We start from the raw sequence: 18837 nt of genomic DNA, 5'->3' as shown, positions 1-18837 counted from the left end.
AGGCAGGTTCTTTCAGGTAAGGAGGTGATCCAACCGCAGGTTCCCCTACGGTTACCTTGTTACGACTTCACCCCAGTCATGAATCACAAAGTGGTAAGCGCCCTCCCGAAGGTTAAGCTACCTACTTCTTTTGCAACCCACTCCCATGGTGTGACGGGCGGTGTGTACAAGGCCCGGGAACGTATTCACCGTGGCATTCTGATCCACGATTACTAGCGATTCCGACTTCGTGGAGTCGAGTTGCAGACTCCAGTCCGGACTACGACATACTTTATGAGGTCCGCTTGCTCTCGCGAGGTCGCTTCTCTTTGTATATGCCATTGTAGCACGTGTGTAGCCCTGGTCGTAAGGGCCATGATGACTTGACGTCATCCCCACCTTCCTCCAGTTTATCACTGGCAGTCTCCTTTGAGTTCCCGGCCGGACCGCTGGCAACAAAGGATAAGGGTTGCGCTCGTTGCGGGACTTAACCCAACATTTCACAACACGAGCTGACGACAGCCATGCAGCACCTGTCTCACGGTTCCCGAAGGCACATTCTCATCTCTGAAAACTTCCGTGGATGTCAAGACCAGGTAAGGTTCTTCGCGTTGCATCGAATTAAACCACATGCTCCACCGCTTGTGCGGGCCCCCGTCAATTCATTTGAGTTTTAACCTTGCGGCCGTACTCCCCAGGCGGTCGACTTAACGCGTTAGCTCCGGAAGCCACGCCTCAAGGGCACAACCTCCAAGTCGACATCGTTTACGGCGTGGACTACCAGGGTATCTAATCCTGTTTGCTCCCCACGCTTTCGCACCTGAGCGTCAGTCTTTGTCCAGGGGGCCGCCTTCGCCACCGGTATTCCTCCAGATCTCTACGCATTTCACCGCTACACCTGGAATTCTACCCCCCTCTACAAGACTCAAGCCTGCCAGTTTCGGATGCAGTTCCCGGGTTGAGCCCGGGGATTTCACATCCGACTTGACAGACCGCCTGCGTGCGCTTTACGCCCAGTAATTCCGATTAACGCTTGCACCCTCCGTATTACCGCGGCTGCTGGCACGGAGTTAGCCGGTGCTTCTTCTGCGGGTAACGTCAATTGCTGCGGTTATTAACCACAACACCTTCCTCCCCGCTGAAAGTACTTTACAACCCGAAGGCCTTCTTCATACACGCGGCATGGCTGCATCAGGCTTGCGCCCATTGTGCAATATTCCCCACTGCTGCCTCCCGTAGGAGTCTGGACCGTGTCTCAGTTCCAGTGTGGCTGGTCATCCTCTCAGACCAGCTAGGGATCGTCGCCTAGGTGAGCCGTTACCCCACCTACTAGCTAATCCCATCTGGGCACATCTGATGGCATGAGGCCCGAAGGTCCCCCACTTTGGTCCGAAGACGTTATGCGGTATTAGCTACCGTTTCCAGTAGTTATCCCCCTCCATCAGGCAGTTTCCCAGACATTACTCACCCGTCCGCCGCTCGCCGGCGGGAAAGCAAGCTTTCCCCCGCTGCCGCTCGACTTGCATGTGTTAGGCCTGCCGCCAGCGTTCAATCTGAGCCATGATCAAACTCTTCAATTCAAGTTTGATGCTCTAAGAATTAAACTTCGTAATGAATTACGTGTTCACTCTTTGAGACTTGGTATTCATTTTTCGTCCGAAGACGTTAAGAATCCAGTCACTCCGAGTGCCCACACAGATTGTCTGATAAATTGTTAAAGAGCAGTGCCGCTTCGCTTTTTGTCAGCGGCGCGGGGTGTGCATAATACGCTTTCCCGCTATGAAGTCAACATGTTATTTCGGTTAACTTCACCTGACAGGCCGGTGTGTTTGCCGTTGTGCCGTGTCAGTGGAGGCGCATTATAGGGAGTTCTGTGGCGTTGACAAGCCCTCTTTTCAAAAAACTTTTCAACCGCCTTATTTTTGTCCAAAGTGCGACTAAACCGCCAGATTTTCGAGCGTTTCGAAACCGTAACGGCGCAAAACGGGTAAAAGTTGTTCAGTCTCTGGCATCAACGCCATACAAAAGGCGATATTGGCGTCCGTGGATTTCGCATCCGGCGCTTCATGTTCCAGCAGCCAGGCCGTTCGCCGCGCAATCGCCGCGCCGGAATCCACCAGACGAGTGCCTTCGGGCAGCACCTGCAGCAACTCCTCCTGCAATAACGGGAAATGCGTACAGCCCAGCACGACGGTATCCGGCGGTTCCGGCATCCGCAGCCACGGACGCAAAATGCGGCGCAACTCATTAAGCGAGACGGGTTTACCGTGTAGCTTGGCTTCAGCCAGCACCACCAGCTCTGCCGACCCCAGCATCTCGATGCGGCATTCATTAGCAAAGCGATCAATCAGCTCGTGGGTATAAGGACGTTTCACCGTACCGCGCGTCGCCAGCAAGCCGACAATGCCATTCGCAGTCAGGCGTGCCGCCGGTTTAATCGCCGGAACCACCCCCACCACCGGGAAAGCAAATTTCTCGCGCAGGGCAGGAAGAGAGACCGTACTGGCGGTATTGCAGGCAATAACCGCGAGGGAAAGCGGATAACGTTGCTGGACCGCGGTCACGATCTCAACAACGCGCTCGACGATAAAATCTTCGCTCTTCTCGCCATACGGAAAGGCAACGTTGTCGAAAGCATAGATGTAATGCAGATCCGGCAACAGATGCCGGATCTCATCATAGACCGACAACCCACCGACACCAGAGTCAAAGACCAGTACGGTGGGACGTGGATCAGAAGGTGTAGCTGCCAGACAAGGTGTATTCTCGTCCTGCAGTTTGATAGCCATAAACCGTCTCGTAATCTTTATCGAACAGGTTTGCTATTTTACCACGAACTGTCAGGTGAGAGGTGACCGGATATGAAACTGCGACATCCCACAAACTTACACCACCCAGTTTGACTTCCCGATAAGGATACGAACTAAAGTCATCGTCATAGCGCGTACCGAGGTAGCGATAGGCGAGATTCCAGTCGAGATCCCATACCTGCCAGTCCAGTTGATATTTCACCTGTTGTTTAGAGCGGCGTTTAAGCACTTCGTTGGTTATTGCATTGCGCGGGTCGACATAATCATAAGAGATCTGATGCGTCAGCGGGCCGGTATCAAACTGCGCCGTGGCTTCGATCCCTTCGATACGCGCCTTATCGACATTGTAATAACGGTAGTTCGCGTCATAACCAATCAGGTTATCGACATCATTTCGATACGCGCTGACACGCCAGTTCACCGGCCCCGTCAGGCCTTCGAAGCCCCCTTCCCACTGTTTGCTCTCTTCCGGCTTAAGATCAGGATTACCATAACTTGCGCTGTGGATCTGGCTCATGGTCGGCGCTTTGTAAGCAGTCCCGTATGAACCGATGATGCGGTAGCCTTCAATAAACTCCCAGGCCGCGCTGGTTTGCCAGGTACCGTGATCGCCAAAGTTAGAGTTATCGTCATGGCGGGCTGCCGCTTCCAGCGTCACGCTATCGAACTGTTGCATCGCGGACAAAAAAACGCCGGTATTACGCTGCTCGTAGCCTTTGTCCAGATAGCCGGTTCCCGCCTGAGTTTTCTGTTTCTGCCAGTCGAGACCCGCGCCGATATTACCGTGGCCCACCGTGAAGGTATTCAGCCATTGCGTGGTGTACTGCTTCACATCGTCTATGGTGGCGGAATCGGCGTAGCGGCCTTTACTCGGGTCATAGTTGATATCTTTGCTGCGACCATAACCCGCCACCAGTTGAGACTGGTAGATACCCTGGTTGAATCGCAACCCGGTATCCCAGTTCTGGCTGTAGAGCTGGCGCGTGTCCGGCGTGCCATCGGCCGTATAGGAGGCGTAACCGTCATAGGCCGTGCGATTGTCATAACCATAGCCACGCACAAACCCGCTCAGGTTATCGGTGAGTTGCTGCTCAACAGAACCGAACAGAGACTTACTCATAAAGCCGTCGCGATCAGGCTGACGCGGCGCATCATTCGCACCAATATCAAAACCCCGGGTGTAGGTATAGTTGCCCCCCATCGTGATTTTGGTTTTGTCGATTTCCTGCTGGAAGGCGCCATCATAGGACTGATAGCCATGAGAGCCCACACTCGCTGAGATCTCCGCACCCGGTTTATCACGCCCGGTGATAATGTTAATGACACCGCCAATCGCGTCCGAGCCGTAAAGCGCTGAACGTGGGCCACGAATATACTCGATACGTTGAATCAGGGAGACCGGTATCTGGCTCAGGTCAGGCGCATTGCTGATCCCGGCATTGTTTAACGGGATCCCGTCAATGAGCACCAGTACATGGCGCGCTTCGGTTCCGCGGATGTAAGTTGAAGACTGCGCCCCCATGCCGCCGCTTTGCGCAATATCCACGCCAGGCAGACGCTGCATAATTTCATCAACGCTTTTTGCCTGCCAGCGTTCGATATCTTCGCGGGTCACGACGGAAGTTGGTGCCAGGACGGTATTCACAGGTTGTTGAAAACGGTTTGCTGTGACGATCAGCGTGTCAGGGGTGGCATCCTGCGCCCAGACGGAAAAAGCCGTGGCGGACAAAGCCGTCCACAGCGATACTTTTTTAATCATTGTAAAAGCATCCACAATATAAGAAGGATGCCGCAGGCCTCATCTATAGCACGCGATGATGAAACCAAATGCGACGTGATCCCGGCAGGTCTTCGGGCTGGGTGGCGTTTTACGGATGAAGACTTCCCGTTTTCACAGTGTCTGTTGTTCTCATCCCGCCAGTCTTTACCGCTGCGCGTCAGCTCCAGATTTGCACTGGATTCCCTTTTCACTCTCAGGAGACCGGAAACAGAATGCTACAATTGCGGCATATAGATGTCCAGACTGCTATTAACCATTATGTCTGGACATCCCCGGCACAATCCCTACAATCGCCGCGTACTTTTATGAATCAGGATGCACCATGACCCCCGAACACCTTCCTACCGAGCAATACGACGCGCAGCTGGCTGAGAAAGTCGTCCGCCTGCAAAAAATGATGGCGCCTTTTGACGCGCCGGTTCCGGAAGTGTTTCGTTCGCCAGTGAGTCATTACCGCATGCGTGCTGAATTCCGCCTGTGGCACGACGGTGACGACCTGTATCACATCATTTTCGATCAAGAGACGAAATCGCGTATTCGCGTCGACAGCTTCCCGGCGGCCAGCGAGCTCATCAACGCGCTGATGTCTGCGATAATCGCCCATGTCCGCGACAACCGCGTGCTGCGCCACAAGCTGTTCCAGATTGACTACCTGACCACCATGAGCAACCAGGCGGTGGTCTCGCTGCTGTATCACAAAAAGCTGGATGACGAATGGCGTCGCGAGGCCGAAGCGCTGCGCGATACGTTGCGCGCGCAAAACCTCAACGTGCATCTGATTGGCCGGGCGACAAAAACCAAAATCGCGCTCGATCAGGATTTCATTGATGAGCGTTTGCCGGTTGGCGGGCGCGAAATGATTTATCGTCAGGTGGAAAACAGCTTCACTCAGCCGAATGCGGCCATGAATATTCAGATGCTGGAATGGGCGCTGGATGCGACAAAAAACGCGACGGGCGATCTGCTGGAACTCTACTGCGGCAACGGCAATTTCTCGCTGGCGCTGGCGCGTAATTTTAACCGCGTACTGGCGACAGAAATCGCCAAACCGTCGGTCGCGGCGGCGCAATACAACATCGCAGCTAACCACATCGATAACGTACAGATCATCCGCATGGCGGCGGAAGAGTTTACCCAGGCGATGAACGGCGTGCGCGAATTCAACCGTCTTCAGGGGATTGATCTGAAGAGTTATCAGTGCGAGACGATTTTTGTGGATCCCCCGCGCAGCGGGCTGGATAGCGAGACAGAGAAGATGGTGCAGGCGTACCCGCGTATTCTGTACATTTCCTGTAATCCGGAAACGTTGTGTCAAAATCTGGAAACGTTAGGCCAGACGCATAAGGTGGCTCGTCTGGCGTTGTTCGATCAGTTCCCCTACACCCATCATATGGAGTGCGGGGTTCTGCTGGAACGGAAGTAAGCGAACGGACTGGCCCTCAGCAGGAGAGGGCCAGCGCATCAGACCTCTTCCATGCGGCCCAGCAGAGCCTGCAAACGCTCCTGCCAGCCGTTCTGCTGCTCGCGCAGGTGGCTGTTTTCGCGCTCCAGCTCTTCGCGGCCATGCTGCGCAGACTGCACTTCCTGCGCCAGCGAATTATTCTTTTCTTTCAGCTCTTCGATTTCCATCTGCAGTAACGTGATGGTATCAATCGCCTGCTGTACTTTGGCTTCAAGTTTCTCAAACACTTCTAATGACATCGTCATACCTCTCCTGAACTTGCAAGGCGTTGATAGCAACCCAAAGATATCGGGTTTAACTGACTCTCGTCCCGGAACGCCGGTGACGCCTTTACGAAAATAAGCGCATTACAGTAATGGCCCCGATTGTATGAAGCCCCGGCGCTGCTGTCCAGCGGCAAGCCGCGCAGATTGCGGTTTGCCAGCATTTTCAGTCTATACCTGGTGCGTTCTGAACAGATACCTCTAAATTGTTAACTCATCCGTTAATGAATTGATTCAGCTCACACTCTGCAAAAAGGTGCTTAAACGCACAAAATAGCGCGTAAACGCTCATTTTATTGACGCAGTACACACATTTTGATTTCGATATTTCTCGTTTTTGCGCGTTAACGATAAATTAACACTATGCCTACACGGCAGCATGGTCGTCTTCGGCCACCATGTACCCTATCATCATCACTACGTCTTCAGGATCTAATTATGAGCCAGACATCAACCTTAAAAGGCCAATGCATCGCGGAGTTTCTCGGTACCGGCTTGTTGATCTTTTTCGGCGTTGGATGTGTTGCGGCGCTGAAAGTAGCCGGCGCCAGCTTCGGGCAGTGGGAAATCAGTATTATCTGGGGTCTGGGGGTGGCCATGGCCATTTACCTGACTGCAGGGGTTTCCGGCGCACATCTGAACCCGGCGGTAACTATCGCGCTGTGGCTGTTTGCCTGCTTTGACGGGCGCAAAGTCGTCCCCTTTATTATTTCGCAAATTGCCGGCGCCTTTTGCGCAGCGGCGTTAGTTTACGGGCTTTACTACAATCTTTTTTACAGCTTCGAAGAGACGCACCATATGGTGCGCGGCAGTGTCGAAAGTCTTGAACTGGCAGGTATTTTCTCCACCTATCCGAATCCGCACCTCAATTTTGTACAGGCCTTTGCGGTCGAAATGGTGATTACCGCAGTGCTGATGGGTCTGATTATGGCGCTGACGGACGACGGCAACGGCGTACCGCGCGGCCCGCTGGCACCGCTGCTGATCGGCCTGCTGATCGCCGTGATTGGCGCCTCGATGGGCCCGCTTACCGGCTTCGCGATGAACCCGGCGCGTGATTTCGGCCCGAAAGCCTTCGCCTGGTTTGCGGGGTGGGGCAACGTCGCCTTTACTGGCGGCAAGGACATCCCCTACTTCCTGGTGCCGTTGTTTGCACCGGTCGTGGGTGCGGCACTGGGCGCGTTTAGCTATCGTAAACTGATTGGCCGCCATTTACCATGCGACGAGTGTGAGGTGGTGGAAGAAAAGGAATCCACTTCGACGTCGCAGCAAAAAGCTTCGCTGTAAACTGACTACGGGACAAGAATCATGACTGACAAAAAATACATCGTTGCTCTCGACCAGGGCACCACCAGCTCCCGCGCTGTCGTGATGGATCATGACGCTAATATCATCAGCGTCTCACAGCGCGAATTTGAACAAATCTACCCTAAGCCCGGCTGGGTCGAGCATGACCCGATGGAGATCTGGGCATCGCAAAGCTCCACGCTGGTCGAAGTGCTGGCAAAAGCCGATATCAGTTCCGATCAGATTGCCGCGATCGGCATCACCAACCAGCGTGAAACCGCCATCGTTGATTAGACTTGAGATAAATGACAGGGAATAAGTGAGATAATTATGGGAAGAACTGGGTCAACATGGGAAGAGACTGGATGGAATATGCAATAACCTTACAGTATGTGAAAATCAGACCGGCCCGGAAAAAACAGAACTTGCACCAGCCTGATTGCAGATATTACTCCTTTTTCCCCGCATCGGCATCGGGTTCACCATCAAACAGTTTGCCCTGCATCCGATCCAGTTCTTCTTTTCTGACCCGCTTCACCACGCTGTAAACCCACTGTAGCGAAACACCAAATTTACGGGCCAGTTCGTGATGGTTGCGCCCGTCAAACTCCAGGAAAATTTCACGGTCGCGCTGGCTGACCTTCCAGACCATGCCCATCGGGAAATAGACGTTTTGCCCGCCCCAGACCTGCATCATGCGGTTCGCGACGGCCTGACCAATCTGGTCGGCAACTGCTGGTTCGATATCAATAATCTCGCGGACGGTCTCAGAGGTGTGCTGTGCCAGTTCCACCAACAGTTCCGGCCCTTTACTACGAAACTGATTCAGGTCGCTCATTGCTTCACCCCCGCAGCCCTGCGCTGCCACTTTTTCAGTTTCTCAATAACGCTACTTGCCTGCTCATTGCTGAGCCAGCGTAACGCGCTGATGCCCGTTTCCCGTTTAACCCATAGCGCCAGCGCCTGCTCTGAACTGTCACGGACGACACCTGCCGCAGCCATTTCAAGCCATAGTGCACGGATTTTCTTTGACTGAGGATGGCTATCCAGCGGTAAACCGGACCTGGATTTCCCGGCAGGCTTAACGCGAAAACCTTTCTTTTTCATGGATTCCAGCACGCTGTTTAGCTGTGTGATATCCATCCCTTTGGTCGAGGCTTTGCCGGTCAGCCCCTGCAGCATCTGGCGGTAGGTATCCTCATCCATCTGGAGGTCGCTGCGGGCAATATGAATAAGTTGAATGAGGCGCTGTTTAGTCATCATCGACCTCACCTTTTGATTTTCCCCTGACATAGTCAACATATAAAGGAAGGGCTACAGGCCAGCAAAGGAGCATTACCGCCCAGCTAATCCAGTATTTAGCACCGCTGTATCTTGAACAAAAACCTGAATGGCGGTGCAGCTCAGCATTACACCACCCCACGAGGCAGTACCAGAACAGGGCGCATACAATATATTCAGCCATCATAAGCCACTCCCCAGCTTCCGCTGCTCATGCCCGCTGACAGGCTGATGCAGGCGGACGTTTTTCCCTTCTCTGTAACCGATATGGCGCGACATATCCGCGTCACGTGATTTTCCAGCTTCACGGCCCGTAGTTGTGCCTGAATCCGGGTATTTCTGTTCGAGCCAGAGTTGAGCCAGCTCCCGTTCCTCACGGGTCATAGCAAACAATTGCACTTCACTACGCACGGCCAGTACCCAGCCTTCGGCAAATTTGTCGCCACGGCTGGTCTTTGTCGTGCTTTTGATTCTTTTATTCTGCTGCCCGATGTGGTTTTTTCGCGCCGTAATAAGCTGTCGGGCGAGAACATCCCAGGTATAAGACGCCAGCTCAACGCGGTCTTTATTACCGTAAAACCCAACGCTGGGTTTATGACCTGAATGAATAATAGATTCCACACCAAAGGCAGCCTGGATGATGCCCAGCAGACCCAGCATGTAACGTGGTGGATTAACGCTGCCTGCAGCCCAGTAGTTGCTAATGCTTTCGTCTATATCACTGAGTGCGATATCGTCACGGGTAATGCCGTATGCGTGCATCAGTTTCTGAACACGCTGCAGTGCCAGTGAGGCTTCATGGGGATTATCAGATTTTGACAGCGCCAGAAGTTTTTTTAACTTTTCCAGCACTTTCTCTTTATCAGTCATTGGCATGATTTAGTCCTTTGGTGTGCATACACCGCGTAGATAAATTTCACCGGCATTGACGCGTTTAACTTCCTGGAATGCTGCCCTGCAGGCACTCTCAGTAGTAAATTCCGGAGATGTTATGACAAGGCCTTCGCCTTCAGTACCTGATGTGAACATCCACAAAATAAGTACCCACATGATTACCGGCCCTCCTTGATCGCGTGGTCTAACGCATGGATCACCATATCGGTCATGACGCCTTTTCCGTTTATCGCAACATGGGCCAGGATTTCACTACGAGCCGCTTTAAGTACACCGAGATTAACCCTGACCGAACGCTGGTTATCAGCATTCAAAGTCTTTATTCGTTGTAAACAAGTCGTCGCTGCCGGATTAATTTTCATTGGATGCCTCCTGTCGTTGCTTCATTTCACAGGGGATGAATTCCATTGCCGGGACTTCCGTGTAGTAATGCTGGCTGCAGTGCGGGCATACCAGCGTGATGAGGACGGCTGGCACATGGTATTTGCCTGAGGTAATGACACTGGCGTCGCTGAATTTCAGGGTGGTGATACCTTTCTTACAGTTGGAACATTTGATGGACATGATCTATTCCTTAATGCTGTTTTCGGCGTGCAGAAGCCCACGGCGCTGACGCCGAAATAAAAAGAAATTGAATTAAAATTAAATGGCAGCGATATCTAACGGAATATTAATGAGCTTCCCGTGTTTATCTTTCTCCCGGAAATTAATATAAGTTTTGGACATTGCCACCTGCAGTGATTCTGATATGGCCTCCATTGCCCGGTTCCAGCGCTCGTCCTGAATCTTGACCCGGCGCAGGGAAAGAATACGTCCGGTGTTAAGCTGGCCCTCTTTGTCCACCTGAAAAGCATCGCTGATGATGGCCCGCAGGTTGGCGTTCGCGCCTTCCGACCACTCGGTGACGCACTCGTCTATCAGGTCTTTGGCAATCTGCAACTCTGGCCCGAAGGTCAGGGTTTCCTGCACGCGGATGGTGATCTGCTGAGCACCGTCGAAGCTGCTGAAGGTCACGTTGCCTTTGGCACCGCCGCGCGTTCTGCCGTACTTCTCGGCCACAAGGTCAAGCCAGGCATAGCACTCGTCAAAGGCACGACGCTTGAAGTCGCTGAGTTCATCGCGTTTAACCTTCGCGGCGGCAACCTGTTCTTTAACGAAAGAATCCATCGCAAGGTCATAGTCAGACACCTGGTCAACCGGCACCAGACGCCCCTTACGGTCTTTCATGTAGTCTTCTTTATTTACTTCGCTCATCTCTGTTCACCTTGTGGTTAATGTAACGACTCTGACCAGGTAATACGGCAGCCATGCAACTCAAAGACGCCCTGACGGAAGCGCCCTGAGCCGTCATGACCAACATGGGTATAACTCGCTTTGCCCTGCTCCAGCAGGCGGGCACAGTGCCCGTTGCGGGCGATACGGATAACCGGCTTACTGCCCGCAATCATGACGCTCTGCACGGTAGTGTTCATGGCGTTGAGCGCCATAATGGCGGACTGCACCTTGCTCATCTGCTGGTTGATATTGGCGATGGATTTCATGATTAAACCCCTTTAACGACGTCGGCGCTGACCTGCGGAACCCCGATTTCAGCGGCCAGATTCATGGCGGCTATCACCAGGTTACTGACGGCCAGCGGATACAGCAGGCTGACCATGCTTTTACGGTTGCTGCCCAGATTGCTCAGGCGGGCGCGGATGGCTTCCACTGCGCTGGCGTCCATGATGTCGGCCAGCTGCTTACCGGCACGTTGCAGCTTGAACGCAAGAAACTCTTCGAGGCTGTTGTCCAGCGGCAGCAGTTCAACCACTTCGCAGCGCTGGACGACCTCACGGACTTCCATGTTGCGTTCGGACAGTTTGTCCGCCAGTTCAGGCTGGCCAATCAGCACGATGGACAGCAGTTTTTTGAAGCCGGACTCCAGTTCGAAGAAGCGTTTGAGGTGCTTCAGCGTCGGGATGGGCAGACTGTGGGCCTCCTCAATCACCAGAACGTGGCTGAAACCCGCCTGGCTGCTGTCCTTCAGAACGCGGTGCAACTGGCGGAAGCGGGCGTCCTGGCTGCGTTTGATACTCTCCAGCGGCGCGATGGTGCTGATGATGGCCTCGGCGATCGCAGCGGCCTTCAGGGTTTTGCCCTTCACGTCGTTGTCTTCCATGGCGATGATGTATGGCTCGATAACTATCACTGGCGCGTTCTCGCGGTTGACGCGTTCAATCAGGTCGCGGCGCAGCGTGGATTTACCCGCGCCGGACTCGCCGATAACCGCCAGAAAGCCACCGTGGCGGGCGGTCTGGAACAGCGCCTCACGCACGTAGCGGATATCCGGCGTGGTGAACACATCGTCCGCGCCCTGCATGGCTTCATCGGCGAACGGGTCACGGAAAAGGCCAAACGCTTTTTTGGTTGCTGGAAATAACACCTGCTTTTTGAGTAACATGTTCTCTTCCTCACTGAGGTTGGTTTTATCGGTGGTACCCGCTGTACGGGGCGTGACAGCGCCCTGTGCAGCATCAAAACTTTTCGCTGTATCAATCCCCTGACTTTCCAGATACAACGCCAGACGCTGGCGTACCTCTTCGGGGCTGGTGCGTGGCCACTCGTTATGGTTCACAATCTGGGCCAGCGTGGCCTCGGAAACGGCGACGGCTCTTGCCACCACCGCCTGCGGGATGCGGGCCTCTTTCAGTTGTTGCTTCAGTACCAGCATGCCTTCCTCCTCAGTTACCGTTAACGATGCTGATAACGCTGTTGCGGGCCGGAGTGGTCAGGGTGACCATGACCTCATCCAGCGCGGTTTCCGGTACGCCATCAGGGTACTGTGCCGCTAACTGGCGGTAATGTTCCGGCGTCCAGGTATGGCCGTTAGCGCTGAACTTCTCGCGCAGGGCTTTCGCCGCCTCCACATGGGTCAGCGGACGCTGCTCGATACGCGGCCCGCGCACGTCTGAAGCCTGTCCGCGCTTCGGCATATAGGCCGGAAGCGTGGTGTCGTCGATATGTTTATACGGGTCAAGTCGCCCACCGAACGGCAGCGCCTTCGCCTTGCGTGCAGCAGCTGCATCGGCGGCGTTATCCGTGCCGGTAACCAGTTCTTCGATTTCTTTTGCTGCAGTCTGTGCCGGGGTCTCCGGCAGGGCTTTGTAGCTTTCGCCAAATACCGCTGCGCTCTCGGCAAATCCGAACTCGTTCTTTCTGACCTCTTCAACCAGGAAGAACGTCTCGTGGCCGTCCTCACCGGTCAGTACCACCTGCGCCACATCGCTGCGCCACGGGTTACGGGTAATCATTAGTTTTTCGCCGACCAGTACGCCCGGTACCGTCGAAACATCAAACTCATTGCCCCGGAACGAGACGCGCAGTTTTGGCGTAACCTTGCGGAGTTCAGGTGCGGCCACCGCCAGTTCACGGCATACCTCAACAGATGGCGCTTTCTTCAGCTGCTCAGCGGTGATTTTCAGCCAGATATCCGTGCGGGTTTTACGGTGGCGGCTGTGAACAGCTGTGGCGTTAAAGTGGCTGCGCCATTTCACCGCCAGCGCGTTCAGCTCTTCCAGACTGTGAACAGGCTGGAACTTGAGACCCGGCTCCAGCTTGCGTTCGATAATGTCACGGGCTTTTTCCACCTGCCCGGTGGCGCGGGCATTATGCGGCTTGTGCGCTATCAGGTTGATGCCCAGCGAGCGGCACATGTTTTTCGTCATGCCAGCGGTGTTCGCCGAACCGGGGTCGAGGTAGAGTATTTTCGGCACACCGTGCAGCACGTCTGCGCCGCCGCGTTCCTGCATGGCGTTGATAAGAACAGAGCAGAGGTTCTCACCGGACTCCGCACCCATCACGTACTCAACGTAAATCCAGCCGCTGGTATGGTCGGTAATCTCATAACTCCACACGCGGTCACTGGCGATGCGGGCGATGTTGGCGGGCTTGTTCTTGTAGAACTTCGCGCTGTCCATCACCTGCAGCCCTTTATGGCCATTGCTCAGGTAGTAAAGCGTACAAAGTGAGGCATCAATCTCCCAGACGTGATTGGGATGCAGGCTGGCCATCTCGGACGACGGGGCCGGTGCGTCAAGCTGTTCCGGGTGCAGGCCATAGTTACGCAGGGCGCGGCTGATGGTGTCCTCGGACAATGGGAAAAACTCGCCTGTCACCTCGTCCGTTCTGCCTGCAGTGATAAAGCCGTTTGACCGCAGGGTCTCCACCGCATCGGCGATGGAATACAGGCGCTTACCGTTCTTACGAGTGGCCTCGCGCAGCGTGGCGGATATCAGTGCGGCTTCGTCGCGGCTCAGGGCACTGCGCCCGGCGTCAGCGCGTTTTTTACGTTTATCAGTCACTGATACCTCCTTCAGCTTGCGTAACAGGGTGGCGCGGGACAGGCCCAGTTCGGCGCATGCGGCCTCATAAATTGCACCGCGCTTACCATGCCCCGCGTCACGTGCCGCGCGGGCAACAGAAACCAGTCGTTCAGTCAGGGCGGCACTCATCGGTTATGCCTCCTGACCGTTAATCTCAGGCGTCGGCTCTGTCAGCCAAGCAGGAGCAACGTTGCCTGTCGGCTCGTCCGGCAGGTCAAATGTGGAGCGCAGGCTACGCGCGGTGCTTTCCAGCTGGCATACCAGACCCGCCATGAAGTCTCTGGGTGTATCAATCATGTTTTCAGCGCAGTATGCGCACAGGGTCTCAAAGGCGCTGGACAGTCGAACGGCAATGGCAGATTCCGCCTCAACCGCTAACGCCGTCACTTCCGCGCGTAACTTCTTCACTTCTTCGTCAGGCCTGGGTGGCTGGATACGGGATTTCTTCTCCAGTTTGGTGGAGAGCGAGTCGATTTTTTCGTTTTTGTCGGCGAGCACGCGCTGTTGTGCTGCGTTGGTTTCACGCGCTTCACGTAGGGCTGCCTTCAGTTCGCGACTGGTCATGCGATCAATATCATCAAGCGTTGCCCCGGCGACGGTTCCACCATCAGCTAATGCGTCGAGTTCTTCGTCATCCAGAACCATCAGTTCATACAACTTGGTCTTACCTAAAACGGTCAGCGCTGTCCGTTTTGAATTTTGATCGCCATTACCCAAAAATTTCACACTGGCCTGCATCATGCGGCGTGCGACGCGCGGCTCAAGGCCGAGGTCATTTTCGAGAATATTTATAAAATCGCCGTGAGGTTCATTCTCCTTGAGAATTACCAGTCGCTTACCCGCCTCCAGCATGGCTTCTGCACTCTGAGCCATGTAAAAACGTGTTTCATGGACAATACGATCGCGTTCATACGGCAGCCCATCACCAAACTGCTGCATGATTTCAAGGCGATGTTCGGTCATGGCGTTAAGACTAACGTTGAGGCCATCACTCAGCGGTGCATCTTCCATTAGTTCAACTGGTTGTGATTTTGTGCGTCCCATTTCAACTCCTTAGCGACTACCAGCCATAACACGCTGGTTGATTTCATTAATACGATCCTGCGCCCGCGCCATTTCGGTACTGTGCGCCATGGCGATTTGTAAGAGCTGGACTCCAGGGGCAAAACGCCCGTTATCCAGTTTCAGGGCCAGTCCTTCTTCGATAAGGGTATTCAGTGCACGATTGATATTCGCCGGTGACTCGCCCAGAGCCGATGCCAGTTCACCGTTAGAAACACCGTTCAGGGCGTGGCCACGCAGTGCTTTAAGAACGCGCAGAATGCGGGAACCAGAACTGGAAACATTTGCCTTACTCATGTCACATTCCCCTTTTTGCGATATGTGATAATCTGTTACACGGGCTAAAACGTTACGCCGCATTCGAATCTGGTTTCAGACCCAGCTTCACTGCAATTTCGTGCGATTTGCCGTAACGACCTTTAGTGAAGCCGTTAAGAACCCGGTAGACCTCATTGCGGCTGTAGCCGTTTTCTTCAGCCCAGCGGGTGAAAGTGACCCCGCGCTGGCGGAAGAGTGATTTGACTTGTTCTGCAGTCATCGTTGTCTCCTTTGTTGATGCAATGATGTTTGCCTTATGTGTGATAGATTATATACACAAACGTGTATAAAGCAACGAAAGAGACGCAAATGTGTATAGCTGAGCGATTAAAAGAAGTACTAAAACAAAAGAAGATCAGCTCAATCAAAGAGTTCGCTGAGATTTGCGAGCTGCCTTACCGTACCGCTCAAAGCTATTTGAATGGCGACAGGGAACCTAATATTGCAGGCTTAACGAAGTTGTGCACACAGTTGGGTATAAACCTCAATTGGCTTCTCACAGGTGTTGGTGAACAATTTATCTTGGGAGATGGGACTTCATCAGTGCAGGGTATCTCAACGGAGAAACAGGCTCTGATGGATGCGTTTGATGATATGAGTCCTGAGCAGCGGAGGGCTATTCTTGAGGTCGGCAAAGTCCTCACTCAACCAAAACCAAGCAAGTTTGCTGGGTAGGGAGAGGGCTTATAAGAATTTCACGGTAAAGGGAATGTGGTTGAGTTAGCTGCTTATCGGGAAAGGCTTATCAAAAAAAAGTAAGGTGGCAAGGCCTAAGCTCTTGCCACGACAAAACTGTTAATCTTTGACCATAAACCAACCTTCAAAGTAAGTGCCTTTAGACCCTGTCTCTTTCTTTTCGCAGGCGAACATTTTCTCGTTAGGCAATCGTCCAGTCACCATGTCTGGCTTATCCTGAATGATTTTGAGTGGTTCGCCACCATTTGCCTTTATAGCTGACAGACATTCTTGCATTGAATGAAATTCAGCTTTCATGACGCTATCAGCCATAGTATTTCCAGCGACTAAAAAGGTAGAAATCAGAACAGCGATCTTAAATTTCATAGCATAATCCATTGTAAGTGGGTTCAAATTCGGCGACCTATTAATGATTCTATTTAATTAAAAATTACAAATCACTAATTCTTTCCGTGGCGTAGCTTTACCTGTGGCCTTCAGGTTGTAGCTGATATCAACTGTCTGAATGTTCAGTCCGTTGAACGCTTGCCGCATTTCAGGGATATCGTTCACCGATATAATCATTTTCCCTTTGATGTTCCGCGCCAGTTCCGACATGTGGATGTAGTTCCCTATCGGAAAATCCACGCCATAGCCCTCTGTTCCCCAGTATGGTGGGTCACAGTAGAACAGCGTATGCGGGCGATCATATCGCTCTATGCACTGGTGCCAGTCCAGATGCTCTATCAGCGTTCTCGACAGGCGCAGGTGTGCCATCGACAGTTCTTCCTCAATACGCAGCAAATTGAAGCGCGGCGCACTGGTTGTAGAGGTACCGAATGTGTGATCCGCGACCTTGCCTCCAAATGCTTGTTTCTGCAGGTAGTAGAACCGAGCCGCACGCTGAATGTCGGTGAGTGTCTCTTCCGGCGTATCCTGCAGCCATTTGTAAATCTGACGGCTGACCAGTGCCCATTTGAACTGCCGGACAAACTCTTCTAGGTGATGTTTTACCACCCGATACAGATTCACCAGCTCACCGTTGATATCGTTAATGACTTCGATCTTGCTGGGTGTCTTGAGAAAATAGAGCGCAGCTGCCCCGCAGAACGGCTCCACATAGCAGGTGTGGGCCGGGAACAGCGGCAGAATATGCTTCGCCAGACGACGTTTTCCGCCAATCCATGGAACGATGGGTAAAGATTGTTCTTTCATTATCCGTAAGCCTTTTGCAATCAGTGAAAATATGGCAGGCTAGTCTGGTCTCGCGAGACTGACTGAACCCTGGTCGGCTCACAGTGCATACCTGTGGGTTGATGACCAGCCCGGTGTTACCGCACCGGGCTGGTCGTTCTTTCACTGTCAGGATGAGGTTAAGGGATACCCTACGACTATTAACGCTGTTTACTGGTTTAGTAATTTGCCTTGAAAAGGAAAGTCACGAATGAATGATAAACATAATCCACACAAGCCTGGTTCTCAGAAGAATGAGTCTGACAATCGCCCGCGTCCTTCGCGCGAGAGTTACAATAATGATTCTGCGGATTATGGCGAGCGCAAGGGTAATATTGTGACGAATACTTTTTCACCTCCTGTACGTCCAGGAAGAGGAGATAACAGTGGAGACAAATCTGGATCATGAGTGGGAAGGCCTTCTGTTCGATGTAAGGCGTTCCGTTCGCTACCATAATCGCCGCAGAGCTTGGTTTGATCGGCTGGATCAGACCACGAATGTGTTGTCTCTGATTTTTGGCTCAACGGCTATTTATGGTGTTTTATCTCAGGCTAATACGAATTTAGCCGTGCTTTCAGCGGCTATCGTGACTGCTTTTTCTGCGATCAATTTGGTCGTTGCCTCATCGCAGCGTGCCCGTGCTCATTTTGATTTTGCACGCAAGTTCTTTGAGCTGGAGCAGAAAATGATACTGGTGTCTGACGTATCAAAAGAAAGTGTTCAGGCCATTACATCTGAACGTTTATCTATTGAGAAGGATGAACCGCCTGTTCTTCGTGTTCTGGACAGCATCTGCTATAACGAGCAAATCCTTTCGATGGACTACCCTGTTGACCAGATGGTCGTCATAGGGTTCTGGCAGCGTCTGCTTTCTCCTGTATTAGACTTTCAGGCGGGCAAACTGCGAAGAGTTAAAGATATGAAGCACGCCTGAAGCGGCCGTTTCAGTTAGTTTCTTTATGGTGCTAGTACCATTCTGGCCGATGATTCCTTATCCACACTTATAACGCGCTTTAAAATCCGTATCCCGCCACATTTGTGATGCTGTCTCCCACACAACAAGGAGACGCATCATGAAGAACCTGAAAAAATTCATTCCCCCCGTTAAAAAGCCCCGTCTCAGCGGCTGGCTGCTGACCTCTGTGCTGCTGCTCGGCACCATCGGTCTTGTATCGCCCCAGCAGTTACCGGTGGTTGTCTACAAGCTGTCACTCATCACGCTGGCTGCAGTACTGGGTTACTGGCTTGACCGTTCGCTGTTCCCCAAAGCCCGTCCCGGTCAGTACCTGAAGCATGATGACAGGCTGATGGCTGATGGTCGCTTCCCCGTCCAGACTGGCCTTCACCTGGTCTTTTCCGCTGCGTTGATCCGCCGTGCGCTGATTGTTGCCGCAGTCTGTCTGGCCGTAGCGATGGGGCTTTAACGATGAC

General features: G+C 53.1%; 24 protein-coding genes, 1 rRNA gene, 1 pseudogene and 1 riboswitch. Of the genes and pseudogenes, 7 read left to right on the top strand and 19 right to left on the bottom strand.

Annotated features, from left to right (window positions below; translation table 11 throughout):
* Positions 1-17: 17 nt before the first annotated feature.
* The 3 genes from AOY23_RS20895 to btuB all read right to left on the bottom strand — a co-directional run bounded on the left by AOY23_RS20895 (position 18) and on the right by btuB (position 4548).
* A 16S ribosomal RNA gene (locus AOY23_RS20895) occupies positions 18-1559 on the bottom strand.
* Between the two features lie 357 nt (positions 1560-1916).
* The gene (gene murI / locus AOY23_RS20890; RefSeq protein WP_054181110.1) at positions 1917-2768 is read right to left on the bottom strand and encodes a glutamate racemase; all 852 of its coding nucleotides are present in this window, start codon (positions 2766-2768) and stop codon (positions 1917-1919) included.
* Positions 2713-4548 carry a TonB-dependent vitamin B12 receptor BtuB gene (gene btuB / locus AOY23_RS20885; protein ID WP_054181111.1) on the bottom strand — a complete coding sequence of 612 codons (1836 nt, stop codon included), beginning with the start codon at positions 4546-4548 and terminating at the stop codon, positions 2713-2715. The genes murI and btuB overlap by 56 nt, the downstream gene beginning before the upstream one ends.
* 66 nt (positions 4549-4614) lie before the next feature.
* Positions 4615-4790: riboswitch (cobalamin riboswitch) on the bottom strand.
* A gap of 101 nt (positions 4791-4891) precedes the next feature.
* Between btuB and trmA the strand changes: the two genes are divergently transcribed.
* The gene (gene trmA, locus AOY23_RS20880; RefSeq protein ID WP_054181112.1) at positions 4892-5992 is read left to right on the top strand and encodes a tRNA (uridine(54)-C5)-methyltransferase TrmA; all 1101 of its coding nucleotides are present in this window, start codon (positions 4892-4894) and stop codon (positions 5990-5992) included.
* 38 nt (positions 5993-6030) lie between these two features.
* Here trmA and zapB read toward each other — a convergent pair whose 3' ends face one another.
* Positions 6031-6276, bottom strand: a complete 246-nt coding sequence (gene zapB / locus AOY23_RS20875; protein WP_152958659.1) for a septal ring assembly protein ZapB — start codon at positions 6274-6276, stop codon at positions 6031-6033.
* A 456-nt stretch (positions 6277-6732) separates the two neighbouring features.
* On the opposite strand from zapB, the gene AOY23_RS20870 reads away from it, so the two are divergent.
* Positions 6733-7581 carry an MIP/aquaporin family protein gene (locus tag AOY23_RS20870; RefSeq protein WP_038160310.1) on the top strand — a complete coding sequence of 283 codons (849 nt, stop codon included), beginning with the start codon at positions 6733-6735 and terminating at the stop codon, positions 7579-7581.
* Positions 7582-7602: 21 nt separating this feature from the next.
* Positions 7603-7869: pseudogene (locus AOY23_RS20865) on the top strand (FGGY family carbohydrate kinase); the annotation flags it as partial.
* Positions 7870-8029: 160 nt separating this feature from the next.
* Here AOY23_RS20865 and AOY23_RS20860 read toward each other — a convergent pair.
* The 13 genes from AOY23_RS20860 to AOY23_RS20805 all read right to left on the bottom strand — a co-directional run bounded on the left by AOY23_RS20860 (position 8030) and on the right by AOY23_RS20805 (position 15717).
* Positions 8030-8419, bottom strand: a complete 390-nt coding sequence (locus tag AOY23_RS20860) for a Mor transcription activator family protein (RefSeq protein WP_054181114.1) — start codon at positions 8417-8419, stop codon at positions 8030-8032.
* Positions 8416-8844 carry a gp16 family protein gene (locus tag AOY23_RS20855; protein ID WP_054181115.1) on the bottom strand — a complete coding sequence of 143 codons (429 nt, stop codon included), beginning with the start codon at positions 8842-8844 and terminating at the stop codon, positions 8416-8418. Before AOY23_RS20855 ends, AOY23_RS20860 begins: the two co-directional genes overlap by 4 nt.
* Positions 8834-9049: a hypothetical protein gene (locus tag AOY23_RS22190; protein ID WP_071890037.1), complete on the bottom strand. Its 216-nt coding sequence runs from the start codon at positions 9047-9049 to the stop codon at positions 8834-8836. Before AOY23_RS22190 ends, AOY23_RS20855 begins: the two co-directional genes overlap by 11 nt.
* Positions 9046-9732 carry a DUF2786 domain-containing protein gene (locus AOY23_RS20850; RefSeq protein ID WP_407830042.1) on the bottom strand — a complete coding sequence of 229 codons (687 nt, stop codon included), beginning with the start codon at positions 9730-9732 and terminating at the stop codon, positions 9046-9048. The genes AOY23_RS22190 and AOY23_RS20850 overlap by 4 nt, the downstream gene beginning before the upstream one ends.
* Before the next feature lie 182 nt (positions 9733-9914).
* A complete protein-coding gene (locus tag AOY23_RS20845; protein ID WP_054181117.1) occupies positions 9915-10118 on the bottom strand; it encodes a hypothetical protein in 204 nt (67 codons plus the stop codon).
* Positions 10108-10320 carry a hypothetical protein gene (locus tag AOY23_RS20840; protein WP_054181118.1) on the bottom strand — a complete coding sequence of 71 codons (213 nt, stop codon included), beginning with the start codon at positions 10318-10320 and terminating at the stop codon, positions 10108-10110. Before AOY23_RS20840 ends, AOY23_RS20845 begins: the two co-directional genes overlap by 11 nt.
* Before the next feature lie 78 nt (positions 10321-10398).
* Positions 10399-11010 (bottom strand): DUF3164 family protein, encoded by a 612-nt coding sequence (locus tag AOY23_RS20835; protein ID WP_006118595.1) that lies wholly within the window; start codon positions 11008-11010, stop codon positions 10399-10401.
* A 17-nt stretch (positions 11011-11027) separates the two neighbouring features.
* Positions 11028-11297, bottom strand: coding sequence for a hypothetical protein (locus tag AOY23_RS20830; protein WP_054181119.1), 270 nt, complete (start codon positions 11295-11297; stop codon positions 11028-11030).
* Positions 11298-11299: 2 nt separating this feature from the next.
* The gene (locus AOY23_RS20825; RefSeq protein WP_054181120.1) at positions 11300-12466 is read right to left on the bottom strand and encodes an ExeA family protein; all 1167 of its coding nucleotides are present in this window, start codon (positions 12464-12466) and stop codon (positions 11300-11302) included.
* Between the two features lie 10 nt (positions 12467-12476).
* Positions 12477-14246, bottom strand: a complete 1770-nt coding sequence (locus AOY23_RS20820) for a DDE-type integrase/transposase/recombinase (protein WP_054181121.1) — start codon at positions 14244-14246, stop codon at positions 12477-12479.
* Positions 14247-14249: 3 nt separating this feature from the next.
* A complete protein-coding gene (locus AOY23_RS20815; RefSeq protein ID WP_054181122.1) occupies positions 14250-15161 on the bottom strand; it encodes a DUF3102 domain-containing protein in 912 nt (303 codons plus the stop codon).
* 9 nt (positions 15162-15170) lie between these two features.
* Positions 15171-15476: a helix-turn-helix domain-containing protein gene (locus tag AOY23_RS20810; RefSeq protein WP_020803508.1), complete on the bottom strand. Its 306-nt coding sequence runs from the start codon at positions 15474-15476 to the stop codon at positions 15171-15173.
* 52 nt (positions 15477-15528) lie between these two features.
* Positions 15529-15717, bottom strand: a complete 189-nt coding sequence (locus AOY23_RS20805; RefSeq protein WP_016191701.1) for a DNA-binding protein — start codon at positions 15715-15717, stop codon at positions 15529-15531.
* A gap of 89 nt (positions 15718-15806) precedes the next feature.
* Between AOY23_RS20805 and AOY23_RS20800 the strand changes: the two genes are divergently transcribed.
* Positions 15807-16172, top strand: a complete 366-nt coding sequence (locus tag AOY23_RS20800) for a helix-turn-helix domain-containing protein (protein WP_054181123.1) — start codon at positions 15807-15809, stop codon at positions 16170-16172.
* Positions 16173-16292: 120 nt separating this feature from the next.
* On the opposite strand, the gene AOY23_RS20795 is transcribed toward AOY23_RS20800, so the two are convergent.
* Both AOY23_RS20795 and AOY23_RS20790 read right to left on the bottom strand, forming a co-directional pair.
* The gene (locus AOY23_RS20795; RefSeq protein ID WP_020803518.1) at positions 16293-16559 is read right to left on the bottom strand and encodes a hypothetical protein; all 267 of its coding nucleotides are present in this window, start codon (positions 16557-16559) and stop codon (positions 16293-16295) included.
* Between the two features lie 57 nt (positions 16560-16616).
* Entirely contained in the window at positions 16617-17387 is a 771-nt protein-coding gene (locus AOY23_RS20790; protein ID WP_054181124.1) for a DNA adenine methylase, read from the bottom strand.
* Positions 17388-17616: 229 nt separating this feature from the next.
* Here AOY23_RS20790 and AOY23_RS22825 point away from each other — a divergent pair, with 229 nt between their 5' ends.
* The 3 genes from AOY23_RS22825 (at position 17617) to AOY23_RS20780 (ending at position 18830) form a co-directional block, all read left to right on the top strand.
* On the top strand, positions 17617-17814 hold the full coding sequence (locus AOY23_RS22825) for a hypothetical protein (protein WP_152960086.1): 198 nt from the start codon (positions 17617-17619) through the stop codon (positions 17812-17814).
* Positions 17792-18340, top strand: a complete 549-nt coding sequence (locus tag AOY23_RS20785) for a hypothetical protein (protein ID WP_054181125.1) — start codon at positions 17792-17794, stop codon at positions 18338-18340. The genes AOY23_RS22825 and AOY23_RS20785 overlap by 23 nt, the downstream gene beginning before the upstream one ends.
* A 139-nt stretch (positions 18341-18479) precedes the next feature.
* Positions 18480-18830, top strand: coding sequence for a putative holin (locus AOY23_RS20780; protein WP_023229458.1), 351 nt, complete (start codon positions 18480-18482; stop codon positions 18828-18830).
* Positions 18831-18837 lie beyond the last annotated feature (7 nt).

It is taken from the genome of Trabulsiella odontotermitis, assembly GCF_001297775.1.
Classification (GTDB): domain Bacteria; phylum Pseudomonadota; class Gammaproteobacteria; order Enterobacterales; family Enterobacteriaceae; genus Trabulsiella; species Trabulsiella odontotermitis.
This window is presented reverse-complemented; position numbering and strand designations above follow the sequence as displayed.